Below are 13,114 nucleotides of genomic sequence, written 5' to 3'. Positions count from 1 at the left end.
GCGCGGGCTTGGGACCCGGCACCGGACGCGGGCCGGGGGTCGGCGCGGGCGCCGACGGGGCTGCGGGCTGCTGTGCCGCGGCGGGCTTGGGAGCAGCCGCCGGCTTCGGCGCAGCCGGACGATCCCCCGCTGCCTTGACGGTGCGGGAGGTACCCCCAGCCTGCGCCGGGGAGGGCGCGGCGGGCCTGGGGGATGCCTTCCTGGGGGCGGCCGGCTTCGCGGCCGACTTCGCGGCGGGCTTGCCGCTGCCGTTGCCCTGCTGGAAGGCGTCAGTCAGTTTGCGTACTACGGGCGCCTCGATCGTCGAGGACGCCGATCGGACGAATTCACCGAGTTCCTGGAGCTTGGCCATGACGACCTTGCTCTCCACACCGAACTCCTTGGCGAGTTCGTAGACCCGGACCTTAGCCACTTCGCTCCTTTAGAGGTCCGGGTTGCGGCCGGACCGTCGCTAGTTCATGGGCGTACTCATCGCGTACTCATCGAGTGCTCATCGCAATCTCGACCTGCTTTCGACTCGCGAGGTACCAGGCCGCACGGGGTTCCGTACGGCACGTCTTTCCTTGCCGTGTTGCCTCAGCAACCTTGTGCCTGCTCGACGTACCGGCGCAACGCCATTACGTCGAGCGGTCCCGGGACGCGGAGCGCCCGCGGAAACACCCGGCGGCGCACCGCCTGGTCGAGACAGACCGGGGCGGGGTGTACGTAGGCACCCCGACCGGGCAGCGTACCGCGAGGATCGGGGACGCACTCACCCTCGACCGCCACGGTCCGCAACAGTTCGATCTTGGCCGCTCGCTCCCGGCACCCCACACAAGTGCGCTCAGGGCGTGCGCGGGCACGCGTCCGGCCAGACACTGCTCAGTCTACCTCCCCGCACCGACCTCACCCCTTCGGGGCAAAGATCGAACGGTTGTTGTCGAGTTACAAGCGCCTCACGGCTTGGGTCTATTCCCCACTCCCGGGTGAACTCCCCCGGGAGTGCCGGAAGTCCCTACTCGGACGCCTGCTCGGTGTCCGGGCGGATGTCGATGCGCCAGCCGGTGAGCCGGGCCGCCAGCCGGGCGTTCTGGCCCTCCTTGCCGATCGCCAGCGACAGCTGGTAGTCGGGCACGGTGACCCGGGCCGACCGGGCCGCCATGTCCACGACCTCCACCTTGGAGACGCGGGCCGGCGACAGGGCGTTGGCCACCATCTCGGCCGGGTCGTCCGACCAGTCGACGATGTCGATCTTCTCGCCGTTCAGCTCCCCCATGACGTTGCGCACCCGGCCGCCCATGGGGCCGATGCAGGCGCCCTTGGCGTTCAGGCCCGAACGCGTGGACCGTACGGCGATCTTCGTACGGTGACCGGCCTCACGGGCGATCGCCGCGATCTCGACCGAGCCGTCGGCGATCTCCGGAACCTCCAGGGCGAAGAGCTTCTTCACCAGGTTCGGATGCGTACGGGACAAGGTCACCGAGGGGCCGCGGACGCCCTTGGCGACCCGGACGACGTACGAGCGCAGCCGCATGCCGTGCGGGTAGCTCTCGCCGGGAACCTGTTCCTGCACCGGCAGGATGGCCTCCAGCTTGCCGATGTCCACCAGGACGTTCTTCGGGTCGCGGCCCTGCTGGACCACGCCGGTGACGATGTCGCCCTCGCGGCCGGCGTACTCGCCGAGCGTCACGTCGTCCTCGGCGTCGCGCAGCCGCTGCAGGATGACCTGTTTGGCGGTGGTGGCGGCGATACGGCCGAAGCCGGACGGGGTGTCGTCGAACTCGCGGGGCTCCTGGCCCTCCTCGAGGTCCTCGGGGTCCTCCTTCGCCCACACGGTCACGTGCCCGGTCTCCCGGTTGAGCTCCACGCGCGCGTGGCGGCGGCTTCCCCCGGTGCGGTGGTAGGCGATCAGGAGGGCCGACTCGATCGCCTCGACCAGCACGTCGAAGGAGATCTCCTTCTCCCGTACCAGGTTCCGCAGGGCACTCATGTCGATGTCCACGGCTACGCCCCCTCTTCCTTCTGGTCCTTGCGGTTGAACTCGACCTGCACGCGCGCCCTGACGACGTCCGGGAAGCCGAGCCTGCGGGTCGTGGCCTTGCGGCCCTTCGCTCCGGGCACTTCGAGGTCGAGACCTTCGTCGTCGACCTTGAGGATCCTGGCCACCAGTTCGCCGCCCTCGGCCAGCTGGAACTTCACCAGCCGGCCCGTGGCGCGCACATAGTGCCGGTGTTCCCTGAGGAGGCGCTCCGCGCCCGGCGTACCGACCTCGAGGGTGTACTCGCCCTCGCCCATCGCTTCGCTCTCGTCGAGCCTCGCCGAGAGCGCACGGCTCACTTCGGCGATCCGGTCCAGGTCGGCCCCGGTGTCGGAGTCGACGACGACCCGCAGCACACGCTTGCGTCCGACGGAGTCCACAGCGATCTCTTCGAGATCCAGGCCCTGGGAGGTGACGAGCGGCTCCAGCAGTTCTCGCAGCCTCTCGCTCTGGGTGGTGCTCATCCGGGTGACTCCTCGGCCGCGTCTGCTGTTGTGGGGTGGTCGCGTGTCTGGTCAAAGGGTATCGGGTCCCGGGGGGTGTTGCCGTCCACCTGGGCAGGTGTGGTGCCGCCGAGTGGTGCCCGTGGGGGGCACGGGTACCGTGATCACGGGCGAGTCGCCCCGCCATCTTCGTTCCGTACGCACCCGAGGACGTCTGCCGTGCCGTTCCCCCCACCTCCGCGAGCTCTGCCGGGCCCGCGCAGAAGGAGCCTGCTCGCCTCGGCCGCGGGAGCCGCCCTGCTCGTGGGCTGCTCCACCGGTTCCTCCGAATCCGGCGGCTCGGACGGCGGCCCGTCACGCCCGTCGGCCGCCGAGCGGGTACGCGCGCGTGCGGCACAGGACAGCCAGGAGCTGGCGCGGCGGTACGACACCGTGATCGCCGCGCATCCGGCGCTGGCGGAGCGGCTGCGACCGCTGCGTGCGCAGGTCGCGGCCCATGCGGAGGCCTTCGGCGGCACGGCGAGGCCCTCGCCCGGTGCCACGGAGGCGGCGACCACGGCGCCCGAGGTCTCGAGGGCTCCGGCGGGAGCCGAGGCCTCGCGGTCCCCCGCCGTCCCGGCGGACGAGAAGGACGCCCTGGCCTCGCTGGCCGCCGCGGAGCGGTCCCTGTCCGACCGGCGCACGGCGACCCTGCTCCGGGCCCCCGGCGAACTGGCGCGTCTGCTGGCCTCGGTGGCGGCGGCCGGGGCCGCCCACGCGTATCTGCTGACGGAGGGCGACAAATGAGCCAGGCGGACGAGCGGCAGCTCGAGGCCCTGCAGGCGGCGCTCGCCGCGGAGCACGCGGCCGTGTACGGGTACGGCGTCGTCGGAGGGCGGGTCCAGGAAAGCCGGCGGACGGAGGCGCGGACGGCGCACGACGCGCATCGGGCACGGCGGGACGCGCTGGTGCGCGCGGTACGGGATCTGGGCGGGCGGCCGGTGGCCGCGGCGGCGGCCTACGCGCTGCCGTTCCCGGTGCCGGACTCCGCGGCGGCGGTACGGTTCGCCGCCGAGCTGGAGGATCGCGTGGCCGGGGTCTACTCCGACCTGGTCCGGGCGAGCACCGGCGAACGGCGGCGGGAGGCCGCGGGGGCGCTGCGCGAGGCGGCGGTCCGGGCGGTGCGCTGGCGCGGGGAGAGCGTAGCCTTCCCTGGTCTCGCCGAACGGGCCGCCACGGGCGCGGAGGACGCCGAGGGTACGGCGGGTACGGCGACGCCCACGGCGTGACGCGCCCGAGCGGAGGCACCGCACGACACAGGAAGGAACGGCTCGCGCATGGCTTTCGAACCGCCGCGGCGTCTGGTGCGGGCGCTCGGTGAGACGGCACCGGACGGTGACGCCTGGCTGGCCGAGCTGCCCGAGCTGGTGCGGCGGGCCGTGGCGGTGCGCGGGTTGACCGTCGAGCGGGTGCAGGTGCCCGGCGGGCGCAGCAGTCTGGTGGTGCTGGTGCGGACGGCGGACGGGACTCCGGCCGTGCTCAAGCTGGCCCCGCCGCGGGCCCGCCCGGAGAGCGAGCGGGCCGCGCTCGCGCACTGGGACGGGCGGGGCGCCGTACAGCTTCTGGACGGTGGTCCGGGCGAGGGTGTGCTGCTGCTGGAGCGGCTGCACCCGGACGTTTCGGTGCGGTCACTGCCGGAGGCGAGGGCTCTGCTGGAGGCGGCGGGCACGCTGCGGCGGCTGTGGGTGGAGCCGCCCGCGGGGCATTCCTTCGAGACGGTGACCGGGCGGACCGGCCGGCAGGCCGAGGCGATGCGGGCGGGCGCGGCCGGCGACGCGGAGGTGGCGCCGCTGGTCGCGGCGGCGCTCAGGGCTCGCGAGGACCTGCTGGCGGCGCCGCCCGAGCAGCGGCTGCTGCACGGCACGTTCCGGCAGAGCAAGGTGCTCGCCGGCGACCGGTTGCCGTGGCTGGCCGTGGGCCCCGACCCGGTCGTCGGCGAGGTCGCCTTCGATCTGGCCCGGCTGGTCCGCGACCGCGTCGAGGACCTGATCGCCTCCCCGTCCGGCGCCGCCACCACCCGCCGCCGCGTCAAGCGGCTGGCGGAGTCCCTGGAGGTCGACCAGGAGCGCCTCCGCGGCTGGACCCTCTTCCGCGCCGTCGAGTCCGGTGTGCGCGCCCGCCGGGTGGGCCGCCCGAAGGACGCGGAACTCCTCCTGGAGTTCGCCGCGTGGCTCTGACCCACGGGACCCTTCCGGGGCGGTGCGCGAGTACGTGGGCGGACCACGTCGGCCCACGGCAGGGCACCCCTCGGCAGGACAACGGCTCCGCTCGGGCCACGCGGGTCCGGGCAGCGCGGGCACGTGACGACCGGCCAAGGGACACGCCGGCCGGCGGGGTCCGCGGCGGCGACCGGCCTCACGTCGACGCCGAGGGACACGCAGGCCGGCAAAGCCCTGCTGATCAGCCGGACACGAGGTGCCGGGGCACGCCTGGCGGCGGCCGTCGTACGGTGGCCCGCCGCTCCCCGTCACGCCCGCCCGGAGAGCCCCGCGGAACGCGTCGCCCACCGGGACGCGCCTGCCGAGGATGCGGCGTGTTCGCGTGGGGCGCTCGCGCAGTCGCCCGAGGCGGGGCCTCCCGGCCGGGCGCCGGGCGAGGTCGCCCTCGCGGCTCACGCGGGACGGTGCCTCTGCTGCGGCGCGCCTTCCTTCGTGCGAGGTCACGCGAGCGGGCGTGCTCGCACCCGGCATCACGCCCCGCACGGCCACGGCGAGCGGGTGCCGCCCGCACGCTCCCGCCGGCCATGAGGCGGCGCCCATGGACATGCCCCGCCTGCGGCGGAACCCCGACGGCCGGGCACCACCCGCCCGGCGCCTCGACCGACCACGGGGCCGCGCCCTCGACACGCCCTCGCGCCACCGCGGACAGGCAGAGCCCGCCCGACCCGCATACCGGCCAGGAACAGCGCCCGTCGGCACAGCCCCACCCGGCGATCGCCCGCCGGCGTGTTCTCGGCCGTGGAGCGGGGCCCGTGACGGGCGGGGTGGCGGGACCCGCCGTGAGGCCCTCGCAGTGAGCCCCCACCGTGAGGCTCAGGCCATGAGGCGGGTGAGGGCCTCCTCGATGGGGAGTTCCTCGCGTTCGCCGGTCTTGCGGTCCTTCAGTTCGACGACGCCCTCGGCCGCGCGGCGGCCGGCGATCAGGATCTGGGGGATGCCGATGAGCTCGGCGTCGGTGAACTTCACGCCCGGGGAGACGCCGGTCCGGTCGTCGACCAGGACGCGGACGCCGGCCGCGGCGAGCTTCTGGGAGACCTCGAGGGCCACCTCGGTCTGCAGGGCCTTGCCGGCGGCGACCACGTGGACGTCGGCCGGGGCGACCTCCTTGGACCAGACCAGGCCCTTGTCGTCGGCGTGCTGCTCGGCGAGCGCCGCGACCGCGCGGGAGACTCCGATGCCGTAGGAGCCCATGGTGACGCGGACCGGCTTGCCGTTCTGGCCGAGGACGTCGAGCTTGAGGGCGTCGGTGTACTTGCGGCCGAGCTGGAAGATGTGGCCGATCTCGATGGCGCGGTCCAGCCTCAGTCCGGTGCCGCACTTCGGGCAGGGGTCGCCCTCCTGCACGACGACCACGTCCACGTACTCGTCGACCTCGAAGTCACGGCCGGCGACCACGTTCTTCGCGTGCGTGTGCTCCTTGTTGGCGCCGGTGATCCAGGCCGTGCCCGGGGCCACCCGCGGGTCGGCGATGTATGTGACCTTCTCCCCCAGGCCCTGCGGGCCGACGTAGCCGCGGACCAGGTCCGGGCGGCCCACGAAGTCCTCGGCGGTGACCAGCTCGACGACGGCCGGGGCGAAGTGCGCCTCGAGTTTGCCCATGTCGACCTCGCGGTCGCCGGGCACGCCGACGGCGACGATCTCGCCGCCCACCTTGACCAGGAGGTTCTTCAGAGTGGCGGAGGCCGGGACGCCGAGCGAGGCGGCCAGGGTCTCGATGGTCGGGGTGTCCGGGGTCGGGATCTCCTCGGCCGCGGGCACGCCGGAGCCGTCCACCGGCTGGACCTCGTAGCCGATCGCCTCGGTGTTGGCGGCGAAGTCGCAGTTCGGGCAGTCGGCGAAGGTGTCCTCGCCGGCGGCGGCCGGGGCGAGGAACTCCTCGGACTTGGAGCCGCCCATCGCGCCCGCGGTCGCCGCGCAGATGCGGTAGTCCAGGCCGAGGCGGTCGAAGATCCGCTGGTAGGCCTGGCGGTGCAGCTCGTAGGACTCGGCGAGGCCCTCGTCGGCGAGGTCGAAGGAGTAGGAGTCCTTCATCAGGAACTCGCGGCCGCGCAGGATGCCCGCGCGAGGCCGGGCCTCGTCCCGGAACTTGGTCTGGATCTGGTAGAGGATGACCGGCAGGTCCTTGTAGGAGGACGCCTGGTCCTTCACCAGCAGGGTGAAGATCTCCTCGTGGGTCGGCCCGAGGAGGTAGTCACCGCCCTTGCGGTCCTTGAGCCGGAACAGCTCGGCGCCGTACTCGTCCCAGCGGCCGGTCGCCTCGTACGGCTCGCGCGGCAGCAGCGCGGGCAGCAGCACCTCCTGCCCGCCGATCGCGTCCATCTCCTCGCGGACGATCCGCTCCACGTTGGCGAGGACCTTCTTGCCCAGCGGCAGCCAGCTCCAGATCCCGGCGGCGGTGCGGCGCACATAACCCGCGCGGACCAGCAGCTTGTGGCTGAGGACTTCGGCGTCCGCCGGGTCGTCGCGCAGCGTCTTGGCCATCAACTGCGACATGCGCTGGACCGGTGCGTTCGCCATGGTTCTCGTACTCCTGCGGATATATGGGTGATGGCTAGGAGGTTAGCCGGGCGGGCTGTGCCGGTGGAAATCGGTTATCGCGTGCCCTCGCGGCGGCGCAGCGGCAGCGGAGCGCCCATCACGGCGTACGGCATCGGCGCACTGGGGAAGAAGACCTGCCGGGCCAGGTCCCCGTACCCCAGGGAGTGGTAGAGGCCGCGGGCCGGGCTGTCGGTGTCGATCGCGGAGAGGATCGAGCGGGGCTCGGTGGCGCTGTCGGTGATGGTGGTGATCAGGGCGCGCCCGATGCCGCGGTTCTGGTGGCGCGGGTGGACGTGCAGCTCGGTGATCACGAAGGAGTCGTCGAGCCAGTCGTCGTGGCCGCGGGCGCGCAGATAGGGCTCGACGACGGTGGACCACCAGTGGGTGCGGTCGTTGGGCATGCCGTAGACGAAGCCGACGAGCCGGCCGTCGGGCGTGGTGGCGCCGAGCGCGCGGGCGCCGGGGCACGTCATGTGCCGCAGCACGATCTGCCGGCGTACGGCGACCTCGTCGGCGTCGAGCCCGAAGGCGACGGCCTGCACGGCGAGCGCCTCGTCGACCCGGGCCGGCAGGTCGAGGGGGCCGATCACGACGTCCTCGGAGCGGCGGTGTCCGTGACCGGGAAAGTGGACCATGCCGGGGAGACTACAGGGCTCGCACCGGCCTCAGAACGGCGTTTCGGGGTGCGCTCGGCGTCGTGGGGTGCGCTCAGAACAGTACGCTCATGAACGCGCCGACCTCCTGGAAGCCCACCCGCAGGTAGGTCCGCCGGGCCGGGGTGTTGAAGTCGTTGACGTACAGGCTGACCACCGGGGCCACGTCGGCCAGCGCGTACCGCAGCACCGCCGCCATGCCGGGTGCCGCAAGGCCCCGCCCCCGGTACTCGGGGGCCACCCACACACCCTGGATCTGGCAGACCTCGGTGGTCGCGGCGCCGATCTCCGCCTTGAACATCACCCTGCCGTACTCGTCGAGGCGGGCGAAGGAGCGGCCGGAGCCGACGAGTTCGGCGACCCGGGCCTGGTACAGCAGGCCGCCGTCCCCGGCGAGCGGGGAGACGCCGACCTCCTCGGTGAACATCGCCACGCAGGCCGGCATGATCGTGTCCATCTCGTCCTTGCGGATGCGGCGGACGTAGGGGTCGGGGCGTATGTCGTCCGGCATGCGGTCGGTGACCATGAGCGGCTGGTGGGCGCGGATCTCGCGGGCCGGGCCCCAGCCGGGTTCCAGGAGCCGCCACAGCTGGACGGTGGGCCCGACCGGCCCGACGATGGAGGAGCAGCGGCGGCCGGCCCGGCGCGCGCGGTCCGCGAAGGCGCGTACGGCCCTGGGGGTGGCGCAGATCGGGACGAGGTTGGCGCCCGCGTAGCACAGGGACGTGAGCATGCCGTCCTCGTACCAGCCCCACATCTCGCCGCCCAGCCGCCACGGGTCCAGACCGGCGACCTGGACCCGGGAGGTCACGAAGGCGTTCACGACCGGCTCGCGGCCGAGGACCGCGAGCGCGGCGTCCAGGTCGCTCGGCTGGAGCACCCGTGAGGTGGTCTGGGTCAACACGTGCGGGGCCTCAGGCTGGGGGTTTCGCTTGATCTCCGCACTGTACCTGCCGTTTCCGGGCGGCGCCGCCCCCAGGGACGGCTTGGTGGGACAGGTGGGGCAGCCGTGGCTTTCGGGGTGGCTGCGGCCGGGACACCGTGTTCAGTCCTGGGACCGCTCCTCCCTGACCCGGGTCACGAGCTGGGTCGGGTTGACGAAGCGGAGCGCGACGACCAGCAGGACGAGCATCGACAGCGTGTACATCACGGCCATCGCGTCGATGGACTGCTGGGTGCGGATGCCGGCCGAGAACACGGCGTAGTAGAGGGCCACGACCAGGGTCTGGCTGTCCGGGCCCGCGGTGAGGAAGGTCAGCTCGAACATGCCGACCGTGCGGACCAGTACCAGGACGGAGGCGGCCAGGATCCCCGGCACCAGCAGCGGGGCGAGGACCCGCAGCAGCACGGACGGGGTACGGGCCCCGCACATCCGGGCCGCCGCCTCGATGCGCGGATCGATCTGTTCGATGAACGGCGTCATGGTCAGCACCACGAACGGCACCGACGGCACCAGGTTCGCCAGGACGACACCGGTCAGGGTGCCGGCCAGCTGGAACTTGTAGAGCACGGTGGCCAGCGGGATGCCGTACGTCAGCGGCGGGACGAGGATCGGCAGCAGGAACAGCAGCAGGACGACCTTGCGGCCGGGGAAGTCGCGCCGGGCCAGCGCGTACGCGGCCGGCACGCCGAGCAGCACCGACACCACCAGCAGCGACACCAGCGCCGTCGTCCAGAAGACCTGTCCCAGGGAGAACTCCTGCCAGGCCTCCCCGTACCACCGGGTCGTCCAGCCCTCGGGCAGCCAGCTGGTGAACCAGCGGGTGCCGAAGGAGTCCGCGACGGGCACGCCGATGACTCCGGCGAGGTTGACGAAGAAGAACCCGAAGACGAGGGCGGCGGCCCAGTTGCCGGGCTTCCGCCACCAGGGCCTCGCCCGGGTGGGCGCGCCGTCCGTTCCCACCGGCCCGCGCGGTACGTCGGCCATCAGCCCTTGCCTCTCGTCGACCCGCGGTACAGCAGCGACCGCCAGCCCAGTACCAGGGGCCACCACCGCGAGCATCACCGCGGCCATGACCATCGCGATCGTCGAGCCGAGCGCGTAGTCGAACTTCTGGAACGCCGCCTGGTAGGCCTCGATCGAGATGACGTGCGTGGTGCCCCGCGGATCGCCGACGAGCTGGGCCGAGGGGAACACGGCGAAGGCCAGCACGAAGGAGAGGCAGAAGGTGATCGCGAGGCCGGGTGCGAGCAGCGGCAGCGTGATGTGCCGGAAGCGGTGCCACCGTCCGGCGCCGAGGGTGGCCGCCGCCTGCTCCAGGCTCGGGTCGATGCCGGTCAGGTACGACAGCGTCAGCAGGTAGGCGAAGGGGAAGCCGGTGATCAGCAGGGAGGCCAGGACTCCCCAGTAGTTGTGGACGAGCTGGAGGGGCTGGTCGGTCAGGCCCAGGGCGTGCAGGGTCTTGTTCAGCCAGCCGTTGGGACCGAGGTAGCCGAGCAGGCCCTCGGCGGTGAGGACCGTGCCGAGGGTGATCGGCATGACGAGCAGCGTGGTGAGCAGTCTGCGGCCGCGGAAGGGGCGCCGGGTGCGGCAACGCGCCGTCCACCCGGGGTACGCGCTGTCCTCCCCGGAGCCCGTTGCCGCCACAATGGGGGAATGAGTGACAGTCCAGCCTCCCTCGCCGACCCGCATCTCGTCTTCGACCCCGTCGCCGGGGACGGTCCCAAGGACGTGGTGGTCCTCGGGTCCACCGGGTCCATCGGCACGCAGGCCATCGACCTCGTGCTGCGCAACCCGGACCGCTTCCGGGTGACCGGGCTCTCCGCCAACGGCGGACGGGTCGGTCTCCTCGCCGAGCAGGCGTACCGGCTCCGGGCGCGGGCCGTCGCCGTGGCGCGCGAGGACGTCGTACCGGCGCTGCGTGAGGCGCTGTCCGCGCAGTACGGCCCCGGCGAGCCGCTGCCCGAGATCCTCGCCGGGCCCGACGCGGCCACCCGGCTGGCGGCCTCCGACTGTCACACCGTCCTCAACGGCATCACCGGCTCCATCGGCCTCGCCCCGACCCTCGCCGCCCTGGAGGCGGGCCGCACCCTCGCGCTCGCCAACAAGGAGTCGCTCATCGTCGGCGGCCCGCTGGTCAAGGCGCTGGCCAAGCCGGGCCAGATCATCCCCGTGGACTCCGAGCACGCCGCCCTCTTCCAGGCGCTGGCCGCCGGGACGCGGGCCGATGTGCGCAAGCTCGTCGTCACCGCCTCCGGCGGGCCCTTCCGGGGCCGCAGCAAGGAAGAGCTCACGAACGTCACCGTCGAGGACGCCCTCGCCCACCCCACCTGGGCCATGGGCCCGGTGATCACGGTCAACTCCGCCACCCTGGTCAACAAGGGCCTGGAGGTCATCGAGGCGCACCTGCTGTACGACATTTCCTTCGACCGCATTGAGGTGGTCGTGCACCCGCAGTCGTATGTCCACTCGATGGTTGAGTTCACCGACGGATCCACGATCGCCCAGGCGACGCCCCCCGACATGCGCGGGCCCATCGCCATCGGCCTCGGCTGGCCCGAACGCGTCCCCGACGCCGCGCCCGCCTTCGACTGGAGCACCGCGTCGACCTGGGAGTTCTTCCCCCTCGACAACGACGCCTTCCCCTCCGTCGGTCTCGCCCGGCACGTGGGCCGGCTCGGCGGCACCGCCCCGGCCGTGTTCAACGCCGCCAACGAGGAATGCGTCGACGCGTTCCTGCGCGGCACACTGCCCTTCAACGGAATCATGGAGACCGTGACACAAGTGGTCGAGGAGCACGGCACTCCCCGTACGGGAGCTCCACTCACCGTGCCGGACGTCCTCGAAGCGGAGACCTGGGCCCGCGCCCGGGCCCGGGAACTGACAGCGCAGACGGCGACCGCGGAGGCGCGTGCATGACGTCCCTGATGATGATCCTCGGCATAGTCGTCTTCGTGGTCGGCCTGCTGGTCTCGATCGCCTGGCACGAGCTGGGGCATCTGTCCACCGCCAAGCTCTTCGGCATCCGCGTGCCGCAGTACATGGTCGGCTTCGGCCCGACCCTGTGGTCGCGGCACAGGGGCGAGACCGAGTACGGCATCAAGGCCATCCCGCTCGGCGGCTACATCCGCATGATCGGCATGTTCCCGCCGGGCGACGACGGCCGAATCGCCGCACGCTCCACCTCGCCCTGGCGCGGCATGATCGAGGACGCCCGCTCGGCGGCCTTCGAGGAGCTGGGCCCCGGCGACGAGAAGCGCCTGTTCTACACGCGCCCCCCGTGGAAGCGGGTCATCGTGATGTTCGCGGGCCCCTTCATGAACCTGATCCTCGCGTTCGTGCTGTTCCTGACCGTCCTCATGGGCTTCGGCATCTCGCAGCAGACGACCACCGTCAGCTCGGTCTCCCAGTGCGTCATCGCGCAGAGCGAGAACCGCGACACCTGCAAGAAGACCGACGCCCCCTCCCCGGCCGCGGCCGCGGGCCTGAAGGCCGGCGACAAGATCGTCTCCTTCAACGGGGTGCGGACCGACGAGTGGAACCGGCTCTCCGACCTCATCCGCGCCCACCCCGGCAAGGACGTCTCCATCGTCGTCGACCGGGGCGGCCAGGACGTCACCCTGCACGCGAAGATCGCCACCAACCAGGTCGCCGAGAAGGACTCCCGCGGCCAGATCGTCCAGGGCCAGTACGTCAACGCCGGCTTCCTCGGGTTCAGTGCCGCCACCGGCATCGTCCGCCAGGACTTCGGCCAGTCGGTGACCTGGATGGGCGACCGCCTCGGCGAGGCCGCCCACTCCATCGCGAGCCTGCCCGGCAAGGTGCCCGCCCTGTGGAACGCGGCCTTCGACGGCGCCCCCCGCGAGCCCGACTCCCCGATGGGCGTGGTCGGCGCGGCCCGCGTCGGCGGCGAGATCTTCACCCTGGACATCCCGCCCACCCAGCAGCTGGCCATGGCCCTGATGCTGGTCGCCGGCTTCAACCTGTCGTTGTTCCTCTTCAACATGCTCCCGCTGCTGCCACTCGACGGCGGTCACATCGCGGGCGCCCTGTGGGAGTCGCTGCGCCGGAACCTGGCGAGGCTGCTGCGCCGCCCGGACCCGGGCCCCTTCGACGTGGCGAAGCTGATGCCGGTGGCTTATGTGGTGGCCGGTGTGTTCATCTGCTTTACGCTGCTCGTCTTGGTCGCGGATGTCGTCAATCCGGTCAAAATCTCTTGACCACCCGCTGTTCGGAGGCGGCCGGGCGGATCTTCCGCCCGGCCG

General features: G+C 72.3%; 13 protein-coding genes. 5 read left to right on the top strand and 8 right to left on the bottom strand.

The window, feature by feature from the left end; all coding sequences use genetic code 11:
• The 4 genes from DEP02_RS30120 to rimP all read right to left on the bottom strand — a co-directional run.
• Positions 1-412 (bottom strand): translation initiation factor IF-2 N-terminal domain-containing protein (locus DEP02_RS30120; protein WP_232839336.1); only part of this gene is annotated, 412 nt, incomplete at its 3' end.
• A gap of 164 nt (positions 413-576) precedes the next feature.
• Entirely contained in the window at positions 577-858 is a 282-nt protein-coding gene (locus tag DEP02_RS30115) for a YlxR family protein (RefSeq protein ID WP_112470846.1), read from the bottom strand.
• A gap of 136 nt (positions 859-994) precedes the next feature.
• Positions 995-1,981 carry a transcription termination factor NusA gene (gene nusA / locus DEP02_RS30110; protein ID WP_112470845.1) on the bottom strand — a complete coding sequence of 329 codons (987 nt, stop codon included), beginning with the start codon at positions 1,979-1,981 and terminating at the stop codon, positions 995-997.
• A 2-nt stretch (positions 1,982-1,983) separates the two neighbouring features.
• Positions 1,984-2,481: a ribosome maturation factor RimP gene (rimP, locus tag DEP02_RS30105; protein WP_112470844.1), complete on the bottom strand. Its 498-nt coding sequence runs from the start codon at positions 2,479-2,481 to the stop codon at positions 1,984-1,986.
• 198 nt (positions 2,482-2,679) lie between these two features.
• On the opposite strand from rimP, the gene DEP02_RS30100 reads away from it, so the two are divergent.
• Genes DEP02_RS30100 through DEP02_RS30090 form a run of 3 tightly spaced genes read left to right on the top strand, consistent with a single transcriptional unit; the run spans position 2,680 to position 4,676 of the window.
• A complete protein-coding gene (locus tag DEP02_RS30100) occupies positions 2,680-3,246 on the top strand; it encodes a hypothetical protein (RefSeq protein ID WP_112470843.1) in 567 nt (188 codons plus the stop codon).
• Positions 3,243-3,728 (top strand): ferritin-like domain-containing protein, encoded by a 486-nt coding sequence (locus DEP02_RS30095; RefSeq protein WP_112470842.1) that lies wholly within the window; start codon positions 3,243-3,245, stop codon positions 3,726-3,728. Before DEP02_RS30100 ends, DEP02_RS30095 begins: the two co-directional genes overlap by 4 nt.
• Positions 3,729-3,776: 48 nt before the next feature.
• Entirely contained in the window at positions 3,777-4,676 is a 900-nt protein-coding gene (locus DEP02_RS30090; protein WP_112470841.1) for an aminoglycoside phosphotransferase family protein, read from the top strand.
• Positions 4,677-5,531: 855 nt separating this feature from the next.
• Here the strand turns inward: DEP02_RS30090 and DEP02_RS30085 are convergent.
• From DEP02_RS30085 to DEP02_RS30070, 4 genes are all read right to left on the bottom strand, one after another.
• Entirely contained in the window at positions 5,532-7,235 is a 1,704-nt protein-coding gene (locus DEP02_RS30085) for a proline--tRNA ligase (RefSeq protein WP_112470840.1), read from the bottom strand.
• A 74-nt stretch (positions 7,236-7,309) separates the two neighbouring features.
• Positions 7,310-7,891 (bottom strand): GNAT family N-acetyltransferase, encoded by a 582-nt coding sequence (locus tag DEP02_RS30080; RefSeq protein ID WP_112470839.1) that lies wholly within the window; start codon positions 7,889-7,891, stop codon positions 7,310-7,312.
• Positions 7,892-7,964: 73 nt separating this feature from the next.
• Positions 7,965-8,813: a GNAT family N-acetyltransferase gene (locus tag DEP02_RS30075; RefSeq protein WP_112470838.1), complete on the bottom strand. Its 849-nt coding sequence runs from the start codon at positions 8,811-8,813 to the stop codon at positions 7,965-7,967.
• A 141-nt stretch (positions 8,814-8,954) separates the two neighbouring features.
• Entirely contained in the window at positions 8,955-10,388 is a 1,434-nt protein-coding gene (locus DEP02_RS30070) for an ABC transporter permease (protein WP_232839335.1), read from the bottom strand.
• 117 nt (positions 10,389-10,505) lie between these two features.
• Between DEP02_RS30070 and dxr the strand changes: the two genes are divergently transcribed.
• Together dxr and DEP02_RS30060 are read left to right on the top strand one after the other, a co-directional pair.
• Positions 10,506-11,768, top strand: coding sequence for a 1-deoxy-D-xylulose-5-phosphate reductoisomerase (gene dxr / locus DEP02_RS30065; protein WP_112470847.1), 1,263 nt, complete (start codon positions 10,506-10,508; stop codon positions 11,766-11,768).
• Positions 11,765-13,069: a site-2 protease family protein gene (locus DEP02_RS30060; protein ID WP_112470836.1), complete on the top strand. Its 1,305-nt coding sequence runs from the start codon at positions 11,765-11,767 to the stop codon at positions 13,067-13,069. The genes dxr and DEP02_RS30060 overlap by 4 nt, the downstream gene beginning before the upstream one ends.
• Positions 13,070-13,114 lie beyond the last annotated feature (45 nt).

This window comes from Streptomyces triticisoli (assembly GCF_003270085.1).
Taxonomy (GTDB): Bacteria; Actinomycetota; Actinomycetes; order Streptomycetales; family Streptomycetaceae; genus Streptomyces; species Streptomyces triticisoli.
Note: the sequence above shows the minus strand (reverse complement) of the source record. Positions and strands in the feature narration are given on the sequence as shown.

Coding starts and splice junctions, on each gene's coding strand:
- DEP02_RS30060 (WP_112470836.1), top strand. CDS start 11,765: ATGACGTCCCTGATGATGATCCTCGGCATAGTCGTCTTCGTGGTCGGC.
- DEP02_RS30090 (WP_112470841.1), top strand. CDS start 3,777: ATGGCTTTCGAACCGCCGCGGCGTCTGGTGCGGGCGCTCGGTGAGACG.
- rimP (WP_112470844.1), bottom strand. CDS start 2,481: ATGAGCACCACCCAGAGCGAGAGGCTGCGAGAACTGCTGGAGCCGCTC.
- DEP02_RS30080 (WP_112470839.1), bottom strand. CDS start 7,891: ATGGTCCACTTTCCCGGTCACGGACACCGCCGCTCCGAGGACGTCGTG.
- DEP02_RS30070 (WP_232839335.1), bottom strand. CDS start 10,388: ATGCCGATCACCCTCGGCACGGTCCTCACCGCCGAGGGCCTGCTCGGC.
- dxr (WP_112470847.1), top strand. CDS start 10,506: ATGAGTGACAGTCCAGCCTCCCTCGCCGACCCGCATCTCGTCTTCGAC.
- DEP02_RS30095 (WP_112470842.1), top strand. CDS start 3,243: ATGAGCCAGGCGGACGAGCGGCAGCTCGAGGCCCTGCAGGCGGCGCTC.
- DEP02_RS30085 (WP_112470840.1), bottom strand. CDS start 7,235: ATGGCGAACGCACCGGTCCAGCGCATGTCGCAGTTGATGGCCAAGACG.